This window comes from Shewanella xiamenensis, from assembly GCF_024971755.1.
GTDB classification, from domain to species: Bacteria; Pseudomonadota; Gammaproteobacteria; order Enterobacterales; family Shewanellaceae; genus Shewanella; species Shewanella xiamenensis.
Genome location: NZ_CP079718.1, coordinates 2,947,592 through 2,968,705 on the forward strand (window position 1 = coordinate 2,947,592; position 21,114 = coordinate 2,968,705).

Consider the following 21,114-nt stretch of genomic DNA (forward strand, 5'->3'; position numbering starts at 1 on the left):
GTCTCAGATGCTGTCCCTATGACTTTTGATGGTTCTTTTCCAACAATGTTAACTTTTACAAGTTGTAGGCAAACTGAAAGTGCATTATGTTATTGATTTATATTGGGTGGCTAGATTTATTTGTTGTTATGGAACTTTCGAGTTGTTTACAAAGGTGGTTTAAAAAGCAGAGATACTGATTACACCGCAAGGGTTAGCGTTAATATATTTGGGCACAAAAAATTATGCTTAGATCCAATAACGAAAACTAGTAAAAAGTTTTGCAACAAAGCAAGAAGAACTAACTGTCAAATTTGGACAGTTAAATGTGAGACTTGAGAGATTAGACAAAGATGACCCTGTCTTTAAAATATACAGCCATATCTTTCGGTAAGGTGGTGTGCGGAAACATCATATTACGTTGCTCACAACTTAAGCGGGCGTTATGTGTTTAAAGGAGTTTTATCTGTGAAATGGAGTAAGTTGAAATCGCTGGTAGAAGACCAGTTTTCACAATCACTTGGTGGGAGAGTTTCTATTTTCAGCACAAGATATGGTAATTGTACTTGTGGTCACGCTTGGCTGACCCTTGATAAGGAAGTTATCGCTAATTTCTGTACAAGAGCATTCTGGAATCGCGCTGCTGGCAATTACCATTTTAAGGATGGACGGTGGGTTACTGACTCACCAGTTCCTGAGCATGTATCTGCACATCAGAAAAAGTCTTATGGCGAGATGGAGTACGGTGAACTTTCAAGGCAAGATGTTTATGAGGCTTGCTGGAGTTTTGTGCACGATCTTAGTATTGATGAGTCTATATCTTCTGAAGATCCTCTAATTCAGTCACTTGCAATGCTTGATAAACGCTTGGGAAAACGCAGATTAAAATCTATAGATCAAGCTAAGTTGCACCCTTTAGCACAAAAGCTATTAACCGTGCGCCTAGAATCAGAAGGTTTTCGAGTGATAAGCACATAACAAACCACTCTCGATCGAGTTCATTGAGGCACAAACATGCAGGCTCCCTTCGTTAAGCTATTATTCTAGCCTGCGTTTTTAAGTTTCTATTCTAAATTTATGTATTAAAGCTTATAACCTAGCTCGCTTTCGTCCCAAAGCTACTCCGTATTTCTTAAAACCTACAGGCGACACCGATGCAAGGAGGGTGAGTCGTGGTGATTAGCGAGACGACCGTCCGCCCCCGGCCACTTTTTTGCATCCATACCATCGCAGTATTCGTGGATCCATTCACATAAGACGGGCTGCCCTGCGTCAACGGATGGACTTGAACAACATCCCTGTTTAACGGCCAGTTCGCCATCTGATAGGCAGGACGCCTGAATGTCGTGCAATGCAGGGACGCATGAGAACGACCATAGCTCTCGTTCATAAACTAAGAAACCTTAGGTTTCTATTCACCGTGTCGTCGAGTCAATGCCATGGGTCGCCGATAGCCCTGAGCAAAAAAGAAATTAAACAGCGAATAAACCCAACATCTAATTGGCAGTTTTATCTACTCTATTAACGCTTTTCAGCCTCAAATCATACAGTGTGCAGATAATCGAATGCCATGAATCACCTCTCTATGGACAATAGGAATTTCACTAAGCCGTTTGATTTCACAGTAAAAGCGACTGGCTAAGCGCGACATATTCCGCCATAGTGGTAGAGCGAATGACCTCATCCATGCACAAGGAGTCTCCAGTGGCACATTCTGGTTTAAGCCAACTATTACAACAACTTGAACAGGTATTATTGGGCAAGCCACGGCAAATTCGCTTAGCCCTCGCCTGTATTCTCGCTCGTGGGCACCTGTTAATTGAAGATTTACCCGGTATGGGCAAAACCAGCTTGTCCCATGCCCTCGCCCAGAGCCTCGGCCTTAGTTATCAACGCATTCAATTTACCAGTGATATGCTGCCCGCCGATATTCTCGGGGTATCAATTTTTGATAAACACCAAGCGCAATTTGTGTTTCATCCCGGCCCGATTTTTAAGCAGATGGTGCTGGCCGATGAAATTAACCGCGCCAGTCCTAAGACGCAAAGCGCCTTGCTCGAGGCCATGGCCGAGCAGCAAATTTCTGTCGATGGTATAACCCACAGATTGCCCAATCCATTTTTTGTGATTGCGACGCAAAACCCGACGGAGCAATCAGGCACCTTCCCACTTCCCGAATCCCAGCTCGACCGCTTTATGATGCGGATTTCCATTGGTTATCCGAGCCACGATGCCGAGCTTGCGATGCTCAAAACAGTGCAAACGCCGCAAACTCTGGATAATCTGCCGCAATGTTTAACCCCTTTGGCGTTAACCCAATTGCAGGAGCAATGCGATAAGGTCACTGCATCCGATGCGCTGCTTAATTATATTTTGGCCTTAATCCATGATTCTCGCAGCCAAACGGACGCCATTGGCCTGTCGCCACGGGCAACCAAAGCCCTGTTACAAGCAGCTAAGGCTTGGGCATTTTTAGAAGGTAGACACTATTTAGTGCCCGAAGATGTGCAGGCGGTATTTTGCAGCGTCGCCGAACACCGGCTTAGAACCAGCAGTCAATTACAGGGAGAAGCGCTCTCAGAGCGGATACTCGCTGGTGTGAATCCGATCATGTAACGGCTCAATCAGCCATTAAATGTGAATATTGATAAGAAGATGAGGACAGTGTGAAACGCGTGTTTTCTGCTTTTTGGCAGCGCTGGTTGGCAAGGCGCATGCCACCCAGTTCTGAGTTCACCTTAAGCCATCGCAGTATCTTTATTCTGCCCAGTGGCTTTGGGTTTGTTTGGCTGGGGCTGGTATTGCTACTGTACTTGTTTGGTACTAACTATCAGAACAATCTCGTGATTGGCCTGAGTATTTTGCTGCTCAGCTTATTCAATACCTGCATTCTCTATAGTTACAAAAACTTAGCAGGGCTACGACTACGGGCACTGACGCCGCCGGAGGTGTATGCGGGCGAGACGATCACTTTTCCTATTTTGCTTAACTCAAACCACAGCAGCCATCATATCAGCCTAAATTATCCGAATAATTTAGGTTATTTAGTCAAACACGTTGGCACGCAGGACGAGCAAGCGCTAGTGTCGTTTGCAAATCAACAGCGTGGAATAGTCTCCGCTGGACGGCTGAAGATTGAATCCACCTACCCTTTAGGACTCTGCCGTGCTTGGTCGCATATCGACCTTGATAACGCCCATATTGTCTATGCCCAGCCGCTTGAAAGCCCCTTACAACTTGAAGCAGCAACGGAATCCGGACAGGACGAACCGCTTGAGCGGGCAGGCAAATATATTGCTGGCATTGATGAATATAAAGGCCTTAAACCCCATGTGCTCGGTGAGTCATTAAAGCAAGTGGCATGGAAGCAATGGGCCCAAGGGCGTGGCATGTTAACCAAGGAGTTTGAACAGCCTCAAGGTGATCCGGTCTGGTTAAAATTAGCCTCTGATCCTACGCACCTCGAACAGCAGCTCAGCCAATTAAGCTGGCAGGTGAACCGCTTAAGTCAGCTTGAGCAATATTTTGGCCTTTGGCTGCAACAGCCTAATGGGGAAGATATTATTCTAGCGCCCGCCCTCGGTAACTCGCACCGAATCGCCTGCCAACGGGCACTGGCGCTTTATGGAACACATACACAAACGCAAGATAAAAGCGATAAATTATATGTTAATCATGGATTTAGTCATAAGCCACATATTCCTCCCCACAGGCATAGCACTCAAACAGCATCAGATGTTGAGGATCGCCTATGAGCCTCAAATCAATGACCAATGCAATGGCCACTGAAAGTGCAGCTCAGCTAAATGCCTATCGTGCTAATGGACCTCAAACTGGGGATAATATCAGTCGTCAAACCCTGTTTTGGCTATTGCTCACCAATTTAGCGGTGCTCAGCCCGTTATTTGATAAAACCACCCCTTGGACCCTTGGGATCTGCGCCATTTGCTTGCTGTGGCGCATTGGTATCTATGTCGGCAAAGTCGCTAAACCTCCCCGTTATCTTGTCACAAGCCTTGCTGTCGGCGCGGCAATCACGCTGGCACTGGTCTCGGGCACAATTGGGCTATTAAACGCTTTAGTCAACCTGCTCATTTTAGGTTATGCATTAAAATACATTGAGATGCGAAGTGTTAGGGATGTAAGAGCCGTCGTGATTGTCGGCTATTTTTTAATTGCCCTCACCTTTATTGACCACCAATCCATGCTCAATACCGTGCACCTTATTGGCGTCACGATTATCAATACCTGCGTACTGGTCACCCTCTACCAAAGCCAACATCGCTGGCAATACACGGCATGGATTGGGGCTAAGTTATTGCTGCAAAGTATGCCCTTAGCGTTATTACTTTTTTTGGTGCTGCCCCGTTTTGCACCGCTTTGGCTTGTACCCAATATGAAGGAAGCCCAAACCGGGCTGTCGGACTCCCTTGCCGTGGGCGATATAAGTAAACTCACTCGCTCATCGGCCTTGGCATTTAGGGTGAGTTTTACCGATGCCAGCCCCACGCAAGCCGAACTCTACTGGCGCGCCCTAGTGCTGGAAGATTATGACGGCTTAACATGGCGCCAAGATGCGGGTATCAAACAAATTCAAAAGGATGCGTTTTTCTTTCCGCCCTCAAGGCCAGATCCTGCGCGGCAGTTGCCCTCGTTAACGCCAAAAACACAAAACAGTACCAGCAATAGCCAACCAAGGGTTTACCGTTACCAAGTGATTGCCGAACCCAGTCATCAACCTTGGCTATTTGGCCTTGATGTGGCCTACAGCCAAGATGATAAGCTGGTGAATTTGCCCGACTATCGGCTCTATGCACTGCGTAATGTCGATCAACGAATGGGCTACAATGCCAGTTCGTGGCCGCAGGCGAAAATGGATCTCACCTTAAGTGCCAAACAGCGACAAATAAACCTCAATCTGCCAGCGGACAGCAATCCCCGAGCGCGCCAACTCGCCGCTGAATTTAAGGCTAAATATCCAGAACCCCATAAGCGACTTTGGGCCATGATGGGCTATTTTAATCAACAGCCGTTCTTCTATACCCTCACGCCCCCACCGATTGGCCGCCAGCAAGTCGATGACTTTCTGTTTGAAAACAAAGCCGGCTTTTGCGCCCATTATGCCTCTGCCTTTATTTTTATGGCGCGTGCCAGCGGCATACCAGCACGGATGGTGACAGGCTATCAAGGAGGCGAATACAACCCACAGGCCAATTACCTCAGCGTGTATCAATACATGGCCCACGCCTGGGCCGAGGTGTGGCTCGAGAATGAAGGCTGGGTGCGTTTTGATCCGACCGCCATGGTGGCACCTAATCGGATTGAACAAGGCTTTGATGCCGAGTTTTCCCCTGAGCAAAGTTATCTGCAAGAAAGCCCTTTTAGCAGTTTACGGTTTAAATCTATGCCTTGGCTCAACGAGTTGAGGCAACGCTTTGCTAGCGTTGATTATTACTGGAGTTTGTGGGTGCTCGGTTTTAATCAAGAACGACAAAACAAAGTTCTAAGCGGTATTTTAGGAGAAGTCACTAAGGCCAAAGTCGCGATGTTTATGAGTGTGTGTATTGGGCTTATTGGCCTCTATATCGCCTACAGCGTAGGGCTATTTCGCTTTAAAAGGGAACAAGATCCCATCAGCGCTAAGTACCAACGCATTTGCCAGCGACTCAGTAAATTTGGCATCGCCCGCCCAGCCCACTTAGGCCCGAACGCCTTTGACGCGCAGCTTATTGACACGCACCAGCAGCAATCCCCTCTGTTTTGTCGTGAGTTTGACACGTTCACCCAAAGCTACGTCGCACTGAAATACCCAAACCTGGCGGATAACGACTATCAAGTGGCGCTAAAGCGCTTTAATGCCGCGGCCAAAGCCCTCAACTGGCTGCTATTTGGCCCAAGTAAACAGTTAAAATAGACGCCAGAAACAGCTCAAAGACAAGATTGTTGAATCTTATAAATCAAACACATAGAATTGCCAAGCCACTTTGCTATGCATAACAGCAATCCCAAATCGTGAGTCGAATATGCTGAAGTTAATCCAATCCAACCAAATGGAAGTGCTCTGTGCCCATCTCGCTGCGTATTTACGCCAACCACTACCCGGCACAGCGTTATTGCAAAACGAGCATATTTTGGTGCAAAGCCCTGGGATGTCGACTTGGTTACGCCTTGAAATTGCAAAACAAAATGGCATTGCCGCCGCACTTGAGTTCCCTTTGCCCTCCAGTTTTATTTGGCAACTGTGCCACGATTTACTGCCCAATGTCCCCAAGGAAAACGCCTTTACTAAAGCGGCAATGACCTGGAAATTAATGCAGCTACTGCCTCGCCTACTTGAGGAGGAATCCTTTGGGCCACTGCGGCATTATTTAGGTCATATTGAGTCAAGCAGCCCCGACTCGAGCACAACAAATAATCAACTTGAAGCGTCAAACTCAATCGCCGCCGATAATATTAAGCTTTATCAGCTCTGCGGCCGTATCGCCGATATCTTCGACCAATATTTAGTTTACCGCCCCGACTGGATTGCCGCATGGGAAGCTAATGAACCACTCGATGCACTCAAATTAAATGAGGAACAACGCTGGCAACCTATTCTTTGGCGGGCGCTGATTGCCTTCAACCGTGATGAGCTGCGTCAAAGCCATTACCACAGGGCCAATTTACATCAGGATTTAATTGCCGCGTTGGCAGATAGCACCCATTCCATTGCCAAATTGCCTGAGCGTTTATTTGTGTTTGGCATTTCGTCTATGGCCCCACAAACCATAGACGTGCTCCACCAGCTCGCGGGCCGAATTGATGTCATCATCCTTAACCTCAGCCCCTGCCAGCATTATTGGGGCGATATTATCGATCCTCGGCATCGAGCGCGAATGGCACTGCAATATGCTGGCAAACGCCAATTGGCCGAGCAATGGGAAGATAAACTCGAGGTCGGCAATCCGCTGCTTGCCAACAATGGCAAAATGGGCCGCGAATTACTCGATATGCTGCTCGAACTCCCGCCCGAACACTGCGATTTTGGTGACGATGTGTACTGCGAGCCCTGCGGCGATCCTAACGATCCTAATAGCAACGCCAGCATGCTGGCGGGGGTGCAATACGATATCTTAGAAATGCAAACCCTCGACCGCGTACTCGGGCCTGATGCCGAGCTATATCAAGATGTTGCCAATCGAAGAGTGTTAAAAAACAGCGACCATTCGATTCAAATCAAGAGCTGCCACAGCCCGCTGCGCGAAGTCGAAACCTTACACGATCATTTACTCGACCTGCTGGATCGCGACAACCAACTCACGCCCAAAGATATTGTGGTAATGATGCCAGATGTCGCCGCCTACGCGCCCTATATCGATGCGGTGTTTGCCGCCAAACAGGGGCTCGAATATATCCCCTACGCCATTGCCGACCGCGGTGCGGCGCAGGAATCGCCACTCATTAATAGCTTTTTGAATTTACTCAATATTAATCAGAGCCGCTTCGGACTGACCGATATTTTAAGCATTTTAGAAGTGCCAGCGATTTTACGGCGTTTTCAACTCGAAGAAGACGAGCTACCACTGATCCGCCGTTGGTTAGATGAAGCCGGTGTGCGTTGGGGGCGCGATGAGCAAAGCCGTGTTAAACAGGGTGTGCCTGCCTTTGAGCAAAACTCCTGGGCCTTTGGCATCAAACGGTTAATCTTGGGCTATGCCTTAAGGGACGATGCTCCCTTGTATCAAGCAAGCCCACAGGCACCAAACTATTTAGTGGTTTCAGGGGTAGAAGGCCAATCGGCGCAGGCCCTTGGCAAACTGTTGAACTTTATTGAAGTCCTCGATGAAACCACGCTGCAATTAGCCCAGCCTCAAGCGCCTTGCCAGCGTTTATTTGAACTGACTGAACTGTTAAATGCTTTTTACGCCCCCGATGAGGATGAGCGTGAACAGTTACAGGAAATCCGCGACGCCATTGCTACCTTAGAGCAAGAGTTACTGGCCGCCAGCCCTGCTGACAGCTATACATCGGCATACGACGTTAACCCCATTTTTTTAGACCAAAGTGGCTTACATTCAAACGCCTTGAACTTAAGCATCGAAGTACTCGCACAATGGTTTAATCAGCGCTTAACCGAGTCACGGGTTGGCCAGCGTTATCTGGCGGGTAGCGTAAACTTTTGTACCTTAATGCCGATGCGCTCGATTCCATTTAAGGTGGTGTGCCTGCTCGGCATGAATGATGGCATATATCCGCGCATGCAACATCCTGTGGGCTTTGATCTGATGGCACATTTTGGTGCTCGCAAAGGCGATCGCTCCCGCAGATTAGACGATAGGTACTTGTTTTTAGAAGCACTACTCTCGGCACGGGAACAGCTTTACATCAGCTATATTGGCCGCAGTGAGCGGGATAACTCGGAGCGCATTCCCTCTATGTTAGTCTCCGAGCTGATTGAATATTGCCAGCTGTGTTATGTGCCAGAATCACTTACAGCAGAAACTCCAGCCGTGGGTAATGAAGCCGCCCAACAGGCATTGCTTGAGACCATCATAAGCCACCAGCCGCTACAACCTTTTGATCCTAAACTGTATCAGTCAACAGAGCCGCAAGCGCAGGCGATAAAACAAAGTTACAGCCAGCAATGGTGCCCACCGGACATCAGCACGCAATCACTCCAGCGTCGTTTTATTGATGCCAAGACGCTGATCGTGCTCGAAGATGACACGATTGGGGATAATGATATTCAACAAGATGTTGAGCCACTAAGCGAAGAAGACCATGTCGATATCTCCGCTTTTATCCGATTCTTTCGCAATCCCGCGCAATATTTCTTTAACCGCACATTAAAGGTTGATTTAAACCTGAATATTCAAGCGGATGATAATGATGAACCCTTTAGCCTAAATGCGCTTGAGCGTTATCTGTTACAGGCAAGGTTGCTCGATGATGCGCTCGAACAAGGAACTCTCGAACAAGGCGCTCTTGAACAAGGACAGGCGCAGCCCAGTAGCGAACTATTACAACGCTTAAAAGCCAGTGGTAATTTACCCATGCAGCCCTTTGATGATCTGCTGCTGCGCCAATATAGCCATGATATCGCGCCGCTTGTCGGCAGAACCTTATTTATGCGTGGCGATGTCCCCCCGCGCCATGCGGATATTAGGCTCGCCTTTGAGTTACCTCTATCTCAGGGCGCTGCAACGACTAAGGTGTCGGTAAAGCGCGTGATCCTCGAAGGTCGCATTGATGATATCAGTCCAAAAGGCTTGGTCAGTTGTCGCCCCGGCAGTGCCCATGGGCGGGATATTTTAGCGCTGTATCTGCGCCATTTATGTTTAATGGCCGCAGGTCTAACTCAACCTAGCGATCATCTACAACCTAGCTATCTCCTCGATATGGGGCATTTTCACGCCCTCTCGCCCATCGCGCCAAAGCAGGCCCATGATCAACTGGCTCACTTGTTACAACATTTTTATCAGGGACAGTTGCATCCGCTGTGTTTTATGCCCAAAACCTCCCTTGCCTACGCCAGTGCAGAGATCAATGAGGATGAAACCAGTCAACTTGATGGCCAGCACGATAGTCAACACAGTGTGCGGCTAGAGGCGGCGCAAAGCGAATGGATGGACGAACAAGGTGAGCTTGGCGAAGGCACCGATCCCCATTACCAGCGGCTATTTCGGTTTCCGCAGGATTTTACCGAAGCAAATTTTGGCAAACTGGCAGACGAGATCTATCGACCCATGCTGAGCTTGTACCATAAAGACACCCTCGCCCAACTTGAGGAGTTTGTACTCAATGCAGAACCACAAGCCGCAATATCAGAGGGAGCGCAGCAATGAGTGAACTATCAAACAATATGATACTTGCGACTACATCACAGGCGCTGCCGTTAGATCCGCTCACCCTGCCATTTGGTGGTAGCCGATTGATAGAGGCCAGTGCGGGCACAGGTAAAACCTATACGATTTCGGGCTTGTATCTGCGACTACTGCTTGGGGATGGCTTAAGCGAACCACTGAGTTGTGAACAAATTCTGGTAGTAACCTTTACCAATGCCGCCACCGAGGAGCTGCGGGACAGAATTCGCCGCCGTATACAAGTGGCTTTTAAGTGTTTCTTAGGGCTTGAAATTAACGATTCCTTTGTACAGGCGTTGTACGATAAAACCCCAGAATCTGAGCGCTCCATCGCCCTAAGACGCTTCGACTTGGCGCTCAAATCCCTCGACGAAGCAGCGATTTTTACCATTCACGGTTTTTGCCAACGGATCTTAGCCGATCTCGCCTTCGAATCCTCTTTACTGTTCGAGTCAGATTTTACCTTAGACGACAGCGAGTTTTTGCACCATGCGGTGCGGGACTTTTGGCGTGAAGCCTGCTATCCGCTGCCGGAATATTTAGCCCAGATTATTGCCAGCGAATTTGGCGATCCCGATGGTTTAGTCAAGCAGCTTCGGGCCTTGCTCGGTGCCAGTGAGGCTAAACCGCTTCAACCCGTACAGCCCTTTGCTCGTTTGGCTGAGTCCTTAAGCCAGAGTGTGCAACGCTTTAAACTCGCTTGGCCGCGTGGGCGCGACGCGCTGTTAGAGGTACTTCATAGCCTGCCGCTTAATGGCCAGCGCTTTGGTAAGGCGAGCGACAATTACCCCAAATTGGCTGAAATGTTCGACCAACTGGATAACTTTATCGCCTTTGGCCATGGCTTACCGCCGCTCAAAGTGCTCGAATCCCTATCGCTATCCGAGCTTAAGCTGAATAAGGGCGGCGTACTCCCAAGTGCCAGTGAAGCACCACTGCTTGACCATATGGAGCAATTAGCCACGCTAATTAACGCGATTAAACCCGCGTTTTTATTCAGTGCTAAGCAAGGGATCAGCGAACGGTTTGCTAAGCAAAAACAGCTTAAAAATGTGCTAACACCGGATGACTTGCTGACTACCTTAGCCGCAGCGATGCAGGCCAATCCCGATACGTTGCCCAAAGCGGTGGCAAGTCGCTTCCCTGTAGCCTTAATCGATGAATTCCAAGATACCGATCCTTTGCAATTTGCGATTTTCTCGGGGATTTATCAAACCCGTTTGGGGGTTGAAGCGCAAAATTCGACGGCTGTCGAACCTAAGACTCGCACGGATAGCAAATTAAGCCTGCTGATGATTGGTGATCCTAAACAGGCGATTTATGCCTTCCGTGGCGCCGATATTTACACCTATATCGAGGCGCGTAGGCAAACCCAGGCGCACTATTTTCTCGACACTAACTATCGCTCGAGTCGTAATCTGGTAGCGGGAGTGAATCATCTATTTGCCCAGCATTCCAATCCTTTTATTAGTCAATCGATTCCCTTTGACAGGGTAAAAACACCCGCCAGTGCGGCGGCAAAACAGTTAATCGAAAGTACAGCCAATAGTGCCGCACTGCGGTTAAAACTGTTACGCGAGGGCGAAACGGGGCTGAATAAAGCCAGCGCCAGACAAACCTTGGCCGAAGATACCGCCGCCGAGATCACCCGTTTTCTCACAGAGGCCGCCAATGGACAATGCCATACGCCAAAAGGGCCGTTAATTGCCAAAGATATTGCCATTTTAGTGCGGGATAGAAACGAAGCCGCGGTCATGAAAACGGCGCTCAGTAAACGCCAGATTGGCGCGGTATTTTTAAGCCGCGATAGTGTGTTTGATACCGTTGAAGCGCGGGAAATGGCGCTCATTCTGCGCGCATTGGCCAGTCCCAAGGATGAGCGCGCCCTGCGCAGCGCTCTCGCCACCGCGCTACTTGGCTATAGTGCCGAGCAAATTCATGCCTTTAACCAAGATGAAGAGCAGCGCCAAATGCTGCTCGAACAGTTTTTTGCGCTACATCAGATCTGGCAAAAGCGCGGCATTATACCGGCGCTGCTGAGCTTAGCCAACGCTACCCATATGGTGGCACGCCTACTGCAAACACCCAGCGTTAGAGCCACTGCCGACCAAGATAGCGAAGAGCCCGATGAGGCGAGTAATGGCGAGAGGCGACTAACAGATTTTCGCCACTTAGCCGAGCTGTTGCAGCAAAAGGCGACTGAGATTGATGGCATCAGTGCCCTGCTCAATTGGTATGAGCAACAACTAATTGATAATACAGGGACAGATGAGCAGCAGCTTCGCCTTGAAAGTGAGCAAAATCTGGTGCAAATCGTGACTATCCATAAGAGTAAGGGGCTGGAATACCCTGTGTGTTTTATCCCCTTTGTTAGCCTTGCGCGGGATAATCGCCGCCGCCCGACACCCATGCTCTATCACAGAACCGATGCGGATGGGGCACAAGAGCTGGTATGGGATATTGAAGGCACAGACGAAGGCTGGGAGCAGGCAAAGCAAGAAACCTTAGCCGAAGATCTTCGCCTACTTTATGTGGCGCTCACCCGCCCCGTATACCTGTGTTATTTGTACATCGCTAACCATAGCCGGATGTTAAAAGCTGGGATCAAAAGCCAACTGCATGAAACCGCTATCGGTTACCTTTTAGGCATTACCGATGCCGACTGTGATTTTGCTCGTCTGCACAATGCGGCGCAGGCGCTGCTTAATGGTGTCGAGTCGAATGCACAAGCGATCAGCGTTGAGTGTGTGGCTGACAACATTGCTGATAGCAAGCTGCACACGGGTGAAATGCAATCCCACACCTTAAATGCCCGTAACGTCACCCGTCAGTATCGCACCCCATGGCGAGTAGGCAGTTATTCTGGCTTAGTCAAAAATGCACCCCACGCCAAAGCCAGTCCGGGCGCCGATGATGAAGTTAGCGCGGTATTTGGCGCAGAATCAGCCAATAGCCTAAGTGAATCCTCATGGCAAGATACCGCTGATGTGCCACAACTGCCGCTACTCAATCGCTTTAGCTTTGAGCGCGGTGCCAATGCGGGGAGTTTTATGCACTTAGTGCTTGAGTTAATTGATTTTACCCAAGCTAAAACCGACTTACCGCGAGAGCTACCTAAGGCCATGTTGCAATATGGTATCGCCCCCGAGTGGCAAACCGTATTGCAAGACTGGTATATGGAAATATTGCAGGCTCCGCTGGCATTAATCGCGCAGGATAATCAGCTCATCAATCCCGAGCTGTGTTTAGCCGCGCTCGCTCCACAACACACCTTAGTGGAGATGGAGTTTTACCTGCCTTTAAATCAATTAAGAGATGCAGAGCTTAATCAACTCCTCGGGCAATTTGGTTACGATACCGCGCTGCATTTTGATGAATTACAGGGCATGCTCAAGGGCTTTATCGACTTAACCTTTGAATATCAAGGTCAGTTTTATATCGCCGACTATAAATCAAACCATTTAGGCGACACGATTCAGGCTTACCATTATGGTGCGCTTAAGCAGGCGATTAGCGATCATAGGTACGATTTGCAATATATTCTCTACTCCCTCGCCCTGCATCGTTATTTAGCGATGCGACTGCCAAACTATGACTACGATACCCATATCGGCGGCTGTTATTACTTATTTTTACGGGGAATGTCGGTTCAGTATCCCGGCTTTGGGGTTTACTACGATAAGCCACCTAAGGCACTCATTCTCGCCTTAGATGCGCTATTTAACCGCAGCCAAGATGAAAGCCATATGAGTCAACATAATACGGAAGCGATGGCATGAACCACAGCACCGATATGAAAAGCACCGAAATGAATAACGCCACAGCCCTTGCAGCCAATTGGTACAATACAGGCGCGCTGAGACTTAAAGCACCACTGGCTGAGTTGCTCAAATATTGGGAAAAAGAGCGGCTTATCACTGCACTTGATCGCCATTTTGCCCTCGAGATGGCCCGTCTTCACCCCAATGACGCCCAAGAGCCACTGTTTATGCTGCTGTGCGCCCTGTTGAGTCAGCAACTGTCGGCCCAACATACTTGTCTAGTGCTCGAATATATAGTGCCAACCAATCCGATGGCAGAGCCAGTAAACCGCTGTCAAATCCGTTTAAGCCTTACTGAACTGATTGACGCACTGCAACACTTTGACGCCATTGGTGCACCAAATAGCAATAAACCACTGATTTTTGAAGATGGTAGACTCTATCTTGAGCGTTATCATCATTTTGAAACCCAAGTCGCCAGCGCCTTAACAAGGTTATCGGCGACGGCGCTTTCATTAACGCCCTCGCAGCCTTTAGCATCGGGTAATCAGTCACTTTTGCCGCTACGCAGGCAACTGGATTGCTTATTTCCAAGCGCAGCCCACACCGATGAAGTAAACATCGATTGGCAAAAGGTCGCCACTGCAACGGCGCTCGGTAGAAAGCTGGCGGTGATAACTGGTGGCCCCGGCACAGGTAAAACCACCACAGTGACTAAATTACTGTTGTTACAACAATTAGGGTTACCAAAGCAGATAAGACTTGTCGCCCCGACAGGCAAAGCGGCCGCCCGTTTAAGTGAATCAATCAAGGCCTCTAAAGCCAGACTCGAGCAGGAACTTAAGCAGGCTCAAGCGACAAACGAACTAGTGCAAAACCACGAAACCCAAGCCCTGTTAGCCGCGCTTAAGCAAGTACCGGAAGAGGCATCAACCTTACATCGCCTGCTGGGTGTCATCCCCAACTCAGCGCATTTTCGCCATCATCAAGGTAACCCATTACGGCTCGATCTTTTGATTGTGGATGAAGCCTCCATGGTCGATTTACCAATGATGTACAAGCTGCTTAGCGCATTGCCGGAACACGCAGGCTTAATATTGCTAGGGGATCAGGACCAACTCGCTTCAGTTGAGGCAGGCGCTGTACTTGCCGATATTTGCGCTGGACTTAAGCAAGCCTCGATGCAACATACCGAATGGAAAATGCGTTATAGCCAAGCACAGGCCGAACAATTAACCGCACTCACGGGCTTTAATTTAACCCCCTTTATCCACGCTGTGCCTAAAATTGGCGATAGCCTGTGTATGTTAACCCACAGCCATCGATTTAAAGGCGATGCGGGGATTGGCTTGCTGGCCAGCGCAGTCAATCGTGCCGATATCGCGGGCATTTTAGCGGTATGGCAAAGAGGGCTGGCCGAATTAACCTGGCTAGAACACAGCGTAGATCACAGCCAAACTCAAGCAAAAGTCAGTGAACCTAGCAGCAATACCGGACTTAAAGCGCTACTTGCACAGGCCTGTGAGCAATACGGTGACTATTTGCGCCTATTACAACCAACGCACGCCACCACAATACACACGAGTGAGCCATTTTGCCCGCCAAGCGCCATGGAGGCGATTGCCAAATTTAATCAATATCGCATTTTGTGCGCCATGCGAACCAGCGATTATGGTGTCGAAGGGATTAATCTTGCGGTGACTAAGGCGTTAGCGCAGGCCAAACTTATTCAGCCGCAGCAGGAATTTTACCTCGGCCGACCGATTATCATCCAAAGCAACGACTATAACTTAGGTCTGTTTAACGGCGATATTGGTTTGATTTTGCAGGATGAAGAGAGAGCTGACCGACTGATGGCCCACTTTATAAAGGCCGATGGCAAACTGCTAAAAGTGCTACCCGCAAGGCTACCTAGCCACGAAACCTGTTACGCCATGACGGTACATAAAAGTCAGGGCAGTGAATTTAATCGAGTCGCCCTAGTGCTCCCGCCAAATCCTAGTCTCGTTCAGTGGCAATTGCTCACCAAAGAGCTGATTTACACTGCTATTACCCGTGCAAAACAACACTTTAGCTGTTTAGGTACACAGCAAGTCTTCGAGCGTGCTAGCTTGCAAGCTACCCAGCGCGCCTCAGGTTTAGCGGATAGACTCTGGCGCGATAAGTCGATAATCAATTAACATTTAAAAAATTGATTAATAAATAAAAATAGCAAAAAAAAGGAGCAAGGAGTTGATGGAACAAACAATGATAAAACTGCAACAGATGCAAGATGTCATCAATTTATTTGATAGCATCAAGCCTGAAGCGCAGTTACCCGCGCAATACTATGAAAGCACACGCTATATTCGTTGGTCTGAATTTGAGGCAATGCAAGTGTATGAGCTTGATTTTGAGCCTTATTTATCAATTGCAGAACGCTGTAACATGCGTTTTTTTGCCCTGCATCAGAGCCCGAAACGTGTGTACCTTGCTCATTTGAATGATGCTGGCCATGCACCAAGATGGGAAGCCCGGCCACTCTTATTATCACAGTTGCGTGATACCGAGTTGATGACATCTCTTATGCAAGATCACGCCTATCAATTAGGGCTGAAGATCAATCTCGAAGCAAACTACCCTATTTAGATTTTAGTGCTAGACGACATTGAAACCGCTTGTGGATCGATTGGAAAATATATTTTTACCTCAGTTCCCTTGCCTAACTCAGATGCGACGTCAATCGTACAATCGTGCTGACGCAAAATTTGAAGCACAATAGACATTCCCACTCCGGTCCCAGTCCCAACGGGTTTAGTGGTATAAAAGGCATCAAACATTCTTGTGAGGGTATACTCATCCATACCGCAGCCGTTATCAACGACCCTTAAGCATATGTTTGTATCGGATTGGGTGAGGTAAAGCTCTATTGCAGCAGATCTATCATCGACCACACTACAGGCCTGATAAGCATTCACAATAATGTTCATTAATACCTGATTGAGTTCGCCAACATTAAATAAAACCATAGGCACATGCGAAATCTCATTTTTTATCAAAACATTATTAAGCATTGGTCGCAATAATTTAAGGGTAAACTCTAGGGCATCGGCTAATTGAATGTAGGACTTCCCCGTTGAATCTGTTCGAGCAAAAAAGAGTAAATGGTTAACAATATCTTTGATACGCATTAAACCTTGGCAAGTATCGCTTGCCAGCTCAGGCAAATCTTCCTTAATAAACTGTAGCTGAGCCTGATCAATCTGTTGTTTATTGCCCGGCTCAATACTCGCCAATAAGTCCTGAGCATAACTGGTTAAACTCCTGACATTTGAAAGGATATATGCAAGTGGATTATTAATCTCATGGGCAACCCCAGCAGCCACTGTGCCAAGTGATGCTAATTTCTCCTGCTGAATAATTGATTGTTGTTGCTGCTTAATCAGATCGATTTGTTGCTGTAACAACAGATTTTTCTCATAGAGTTGGCGAGTACTGTCTTCGAGCAACTGCTCCACCTCTTGCCTTGCCCTTTTTTCCCGCAGATAGGCTGCGTAGTAAGGATTTTCGCTGTCAGTCATTTTGTAACTCGATGATTAACATACAATGATCGGCGCCAGTATGCATGCAAGTATCGTGGGTGATCTGGATCTTTTGTTTAAAATGCTCTGCGGCACCAAACAGCAATCCTTCAGCACAAAAACACAGTCGGCGGGGGGATGAGTACCTTAACGCAATTTGATTCTCTGACAAGTGCTGGCCAGTAATATTCGGCAATGAGGGTTCATGGTAGAGCTTATTGACTTCTAAATGGATCACATCGTGGATCCCCATCACTAACGAAGTAAAATCTTCAAAATGTTCAACAACACCAGCGTGGCGTGAGGCCAGTCCATTAAACAGAAACTGGCCAAATGCTTTGACTACGTCCTGTATCGGCATATTAAGCCGCTGAGCCACGTCCTGAACAATGCTAAATAACTCGGACTCAGCATAACTTTTGGCAGACACATACACGCGATCCTTAGGAGCGTGTTTTTCCAACAAATCGTTCCACACTGACATACCGCACTGAGCCACGACCATATCTTCAAGCACATTAAAAATAATTCCTTTCATACACACCTCATGGGGTGACCAAGTCGAGCTAGCAGGTTAGTGTCACATTTGTCCTATACATTACCTATAAAGTAATAGCAGCAATCTTAATGTTCACCAGTATTTTTATGCGAAGTTGCTAGGGCGTGTTGAATGTTTCTAAACCCAAGTCATCAAGTAATGACGTCATAGCCAAGCCGTTAATAACATCGTCGATAATAACCCTTAGCAGCAGGTCTATTCGTGAAGCGTTACCACTCAGTGGTTACATGTTGATTTAGATACACAGATGCGAACTTGCTTCTCTTTTCTTGAATAAAATCAACAGGAGTATAAGTCGACGTCCATCAATGCAGCATCCTGTTATACAAGGGTTATTGATGTGCTAAATGCGCTTATCGCACCCTTTATGCCAGTAAAAATTGCATCGCAATTTGACAATCTGATGGATAGCCACTTTTGTTTAGTCTAATATGCCACCAACTGTGAAATAGGCCATGCAACAAACGCATATTACAAACATTGCCATACCAATAAGTAGTCACTTTTATGCCTAAAACACCCGCCCACTCGCCCGCTAATACCCTTGTGGTCCTCGATTTTGAAACCTCGGGTCTTTCGCCCAGTCAAGGTGCTCGAGCTATTGAGATTGGGGCGGTATTGATTGAACAGGGCCAAATCACTGCGCGTTTTTCAGAATTAATGAATCCAGGTTTTCGGATAAACACCTTTATTGAAGATTACACCGGGATCAGCAATCAAATGCTGTCACGTGCAGCGCCCTGCGCCGAGGTAATGTCACGATTTGCCAAGTTTATCGGCAAGCACCATTTGGTTGCCCATAATGCCGCATTCGATCAGCGGTTTCTTGATGCTGAATTTGCTCAAATTGGTCACCAATATTCCGGCCAGTTTGGCTGTTCTCTCCTGTTGGCAAGGCGCTTGTACCCAGAGGCGATTAATCATCAACTGGCAACATTAGTACGCTATAAACAACTGCCGACCGAGGGGACTTTTCACCGCGCGCTTGCTGATGCGGAAATGACGGGACACTTATGGCTACGAATGTTAGCGGATCTGAAACAGGACTTTGCAATAGCCGAACCACCCTTCAGTCTAATGCAAAAAGTGATGAGCAAGAGTAAAGCTGAGGTGCCTAAGTTTCTGCGTCAATATGCCAGAGGTTAATCCACTCAGCGTTGACCAGTTTTACACCATACACCAGCCAAACTTGTCATAAAAAGCCAAGTGCTAGCAAACACTTGGCTTAATCGCGTAAATCAATACAGAGACAGCTTAGCCTAGCAATGCGTGGTCAATCCCGCAGGAACTGCGAACGACTAAGGTGGTTGGAATCAATTGAGGGCCTACCGCCTGACCGCGAATAAGCTTGAGCAAACTCTCGACTAAAATCTCACCCGCTAACTGAGTATTTTGTTTGATGGTCGTCAGTGGTGGATTAGCAAAACTTGCCACAGGAATATCATCATAGCCCACCACAGCCACTTGCTCTGGCACTAATATCCCCTTCTCTTTTAAGGCGCGAATGGCACCAATAGCAATCAAATCACTAGCGGCAAAAATCGCATCAAACGTAAGCCTTTTTTCTATTAATGCCATCGCCGCATCATAACCAGCACTTTCGGTGCTAATGGCTGAAATTTGCCGCTCAGCCACCACTAGTAATCCTGCGGTTTGTAAGGCTTTGACATGACCTAAATATCTGTCCCTAAATTCTGGGCTATGACTAGAGGCGTCACCTAAGAAGGCAAAAGCGCTACGGCCAAGGGAAATCAAATGTTCAGTGGCTATCAGGCCACCTTGGTGATTATCACAACCAATGGATAATACGGATTTATTGTTATGCTCGGCGCCCCAAATCACAAAATGAGTATGCTGAGCGAGTAACTTTTCAAGCTTCTGCTCGTAATCCATATAATCGCCGTAGCCCAGCAAAATAATGCCATCAGCTTTATTACTGTCTTCGTAGTCGGCATGCCAATCACTAGAAAGTTGTTGAAATGAAACGAGTAAATCATACCCCTGTTGCGCAGTTGCCCTTGTTATTGAGCCTAACATCGACAGAAAAAATGGGTTGATAAGGGAATCATCATTAGTCGGGTCTTCACACAATAACAGCGCCAGAGTATGGCTATTTTGGGTACGCAAATTACTGGCGTTTTTATCAACCTTGTAGTTAAGTTCCTTTGCAATTGCTTGGATCCGCTGACGGGTATCTAAGTTGACAAGCGGGCTATTTCTGAGGGCTCGGGAAACCGTAGACTGGGATACACCAGCACGATAAGCAATATCAATTGAGGTCGCTTTCGATGCCATAACGGAGGTCACCATAATTATTATTTTGGGGGATACTAAAACAGTTCTAATGACTTGTATAGCCGAAGGGTTTACAACTGTCTAACAAGTTAACCGAGTTAATCTGCTTTAACCTATTGAAAGCTAAACTAACTTAACCGCACACCTTAACGCTGGGTGTTTAACCACGATAATGCGGCTTATGATTGTGTGACTAAAAACACAGACTAGAGAAAATAAATGCTTCAAAAAAAACGCTAACGCTATTCACAGCTTTGCATTCACTAATAATTAGCTGAGTCGCATTTATTTTCTCTTAGCCAGATAGAAGTTAAATCCCTAATTCATCGAGTAAATCATCGGCGTCCACATTGGTATGATGTTGACTTATCGCGGGCTTGTCCGCCATTCGGCTCCAAGGAGTGCTTTCAACATTTGAAGCTTGCGTCCCACTCACGCCGTGCTGTTCGAGTAAGCTATCAGGGTCAAACTCCTCATCATATTCAAACTCATCCAGTTTGATAAACTCGGTCTTATCCATCGCAAATTCAAGGTAGAAAATGTGATTATTTTCGGTCTTAAAGGACACTCGCCTTGCTACGGCATCATCCAAGTTTGCATCAATAGAGATAGTCAACTCTTTGTTTATCGTTAACATTTTTGGCTGACTTTGGCTGATGGAAGTTTGTAGTTCCTTAGAGACTTTATTAATAAAGTCACCTAAGATTTGGTTCATTAACTCCCCCATCACATTACCCACTTCATCAGAAGTATGGGAAAAGGCTAATTCCTCTTCAGGCATGCCCATATTGAGCATATAGCGACGGTAGATTTCGATAGCCGCAGCAGCGGAAAAGTTAATAACAACAAGCCCTGAAAATCCCCCATCAAAAATCGAAAAACATCCTAAGTCGGGTTTTAAGCGGGTACGGGTAATGCTTTGTACCATACCTGCATGGCTCACATGGCTTGCGCTGGTACTCGATAATACATGGGCAACAGAGTGGCATAACTTCAACAATATATCGTCAGAAGTCACAATCGTATTTGTAGTCATAATTGATTCTCAAACATAACAGTTGATTAATCTTGCGCGTAAAACGGTAAAAAATCAAAATTAAAACAACTAATTAGATATA

The 21,114-nt window shown here is 47.3% G+C and carries 13 protein-coding genes; 9 read left to right on the plus strand and 4 right to left on the minus strand.

Annotated features, from left to right (window positions below; translation table 11 throughout):
- Positions 1-447 precede the first annotated feature (447 nt).
- The 8 genes from KXJ80_RS14215 (at position 448) to KXJ80_RS14250 (ending at position 16,210) form a co-directional block, all read left to right on the plus strand.
- Entirely contained in the window at positions 448-957 is a 510-nt protein-coding gene (locus KXJ80_RS14215) for an SF0329 family protein (protein WP_172587331.1), read from the plus strand.
- Positions 958-1,683: 726 nt separating this feature from the next.
- The gene (locus KXJ80_RS14220; protein ID WP_047539638.1) at positions 1,684-2,595 is read left to right on the plus strand and encodes an AAA family ATPase; all 912 of its coding nucleotides are present in this window, start codon (positions 1,684-1,686) and stop codon (positions 2,593-2,595) included.
- Between the two features lie 50 nt (positions 2,596-2,645).
- A complete protein-coding gene (locus KXJ80_RS14225) occupies positions 2,646-3,734 on the plus strand; it encodes a DUF58 domain-containing protein (RefSeq protein ID WP_218738693.1) in 1,089 nt (362 codons plus the stop codon).
- A 23-nt stretch (positions 3,735-3,757) separates the two neighbouring features.
- Positions 3,758-5,893 (plus strand): transglutaminase TgpA family protein, encoded by a 2,136-nt coding sequence (locus KXJ80_RS14230; RefSeq protein ID WP_259474823.1) that lies wholly within the window; start codon positions 3,758-3,760, stop codon positions 5,891-5,893.
- 109 nt (positions 5,894-6,002) lie between these two features.
- A complete protein-coding gene (gene recC / locus KXJ80_RS14235) occupies positions 6,003-9,803 on the plus strand; it encodes an exodeoxyribonuclease V subunit gamma (protein ID WP_218738694.1) in 3,801 nt (1,266 codons plus the stop codon).
- Entirely contained in the window at positions 9,800-13,600 is a 3,801-nt protein-coding gene (gene recB / locus KXJ80_RS14240) for an exodeoxyribonuclease V subunit beta (RefSeq protein ID WP_259474455.1), read from the plus strand. The genes recC and recB overlap by 4 nt, the downstream gene beginning before the upstream one ends.
- A complete protein-coding gene (gene recD / locus KXJ80_RS14245; RefSeq protein WP_218738696.1) occupies positions 13,597-15,762 on the plus strand; it encodes an exodeoxyribonuclease V subunit alpha in 2,166 nt (721 codons plus the stop codon). The genes recB and recD overlap by 4 nt, the downstream gene beginning before the upstream one ends.
- Before the next feature lie 55 nt (positions 15,763-15,817).
- On the plus strand, positions 15,818-16,210 hold the full coding sequence (locus tag KXJ80_RS14250; RefSeq protein ID WP_047537319.1) for a hypothetical protein: 393 nt from the start codon (positions 15,818-15,820) through the stop codon (positions 16,208-16,210).
- Here KXJ80_RS14250 and KXJ80_RS14255 read toward each other — a convergent pair.
- Both KXJ80_RS14255 and KXJ80_RS14260 read right to left on the minus strand, forming a co-directional pair.
- On the minus strand, positions 16,207-17,142 hold the full coding sequence (locus tag KXJ80_RS14255) for a sensor histidine kinase (RefSeq protein WP_172587327.1): 936 nt from the start codon (positions 17,140-17,142) through the stop codon (positions 16,207-16,209). The two genes, KXJ80_RS14250 and KXJ80_RS14255, sit on opposite strands and share 4 nt — an antisense overlap.
- On the minus strand, positions 17,135-17,680 hold the full coding sequence (locus KXJ80_RS14260; protein WP_172589225.1) for a heme NO-binding domain-containing protein: 546 nt from the start codon (positions 17,678-17,680) through the stop codon (positions 17,135-17,137). The genes KXJ80_RS14255 and KXJ80_RS14260 overlap by 8 nt, the downstream gene beginning before the upstream one ends.
- A gap of 528 nt (positions 17,681-18,208) precedes the next feature.
- Between KXJ80_RS14260 and KXJ80_RS14265 the strand changes: the two genes are divergently transcribed.
- Positions 18,209-18,847: a 3'-5' exonuclease gene (locus KXJ80_RS14265; RefSeq protein ID WP_169547950.1), complete on the plus strand. Its 639-nt coding sequence runs from the start codon at positions 18,209-18,211 to the stop codon at positions 18,845-18,847.
- Between the two features lie 108 nt (positions 18,848-18,955).
- Here the strand turns inward: KXJ80_RS14265 and KXJ80_RS14270 are convergent, their stop codons facing one another.
- Both KXJ80_RS14270 and KXJ80_RS14275 read right to left on the minus strand, forming a co-directional pair.
- A complete protein-coding gene (locus tag KXJ80_RS14270; protein WP_218738697.1) occupies positions 18,956-19,996 on the minus strand; it encodes a LacI family DNA-binding transcriptional regulator in 1,041 nt (346 codons plus the stop codon).
- Between the two features lie 310 nt (positions 19,997-20,306).
- Positions 20,307-21,032 (minus strand): DUF3334 family protein, encoded by a 726-nt coding sequence (locus tag KXJ80_RS14275; protein WP_047537307.1) that lies wholly within the window; start codon positions 21,030-21,032, stop codon positions 20,307-20,309.
- Positions 21,033-21,114 lie beyond the last annotated feature (82 nt).

Bases quoted from the DNA above. Each gene is read 5' to 3' on its own strand.
- KXJ80_RS14230 (WP_259474823.1), top strand. From the start codon at position 3,758: ATGGCCACTGAAAGTGCAGCTCAGCTAAATGCCTATCGTGCTAATGGA.
- recC (WP_218738694.1), top strand. From the start codon at position 6,003: ATGCTGAAGTTAATCCAATCCAACCAAATGGAAGTGCTCTGTGCCCAT.
- recB (WP_259474455.1), top strand. From the start codon at position 9,800: ATGAGTGAACTATCAAACAATATGATACTTGCGACTACATCACAGGCG.
- recD (WP_218738696.1), top strand. From the start codon at position 13,597: ATGAACCACAGCACCGATATGAAAAGCACCGAAATGAATAACGCCACA.
- KXJ80_RS14250 (WP_047537319.1), top strand. From the start codon at position 15,818: ATGGAACAAACAATGATAAAACTGCAACAGATGCAAGATGTCATCAAT.
- KXJ80_RS14255 (WP_172587327.1), bottom strand. From the start codon at position 17,142: ATGACTGACAGCGAAAATCCTTACTACGCAGCCTATCTGCGGGAAAAA.
- KXJ80_RS14260 (WP_172589225.1), bottom strand. From the start codon at position 17,680: ATGAAAGGAATTATTTTTAATGTGCTTGAAGATATGGTCGTGGCTCAG.
- KXJ80_RS14265 (WP_169547950.1), top strand. From the start codon at position 18,209: ATGCCTAAAACACCCGCCCACTCGCCCGCTAATACCCTTGTGGTCCTC.
- KXJ80_RS14270 (WP_218738697.1), bottom strand. From the start codon at position 19,996: ATGGCATCGAAAGCGACCTCAATTGATATTGCTTATCGTGCTGGTGTA.
- KXJ80_RS14275 (WP_047537307.1), bottom strand. From the start codon at position 21,032: ATGACTACAAATACGATTGTGACTTCTGACGATATATTGTTGAAGTTA.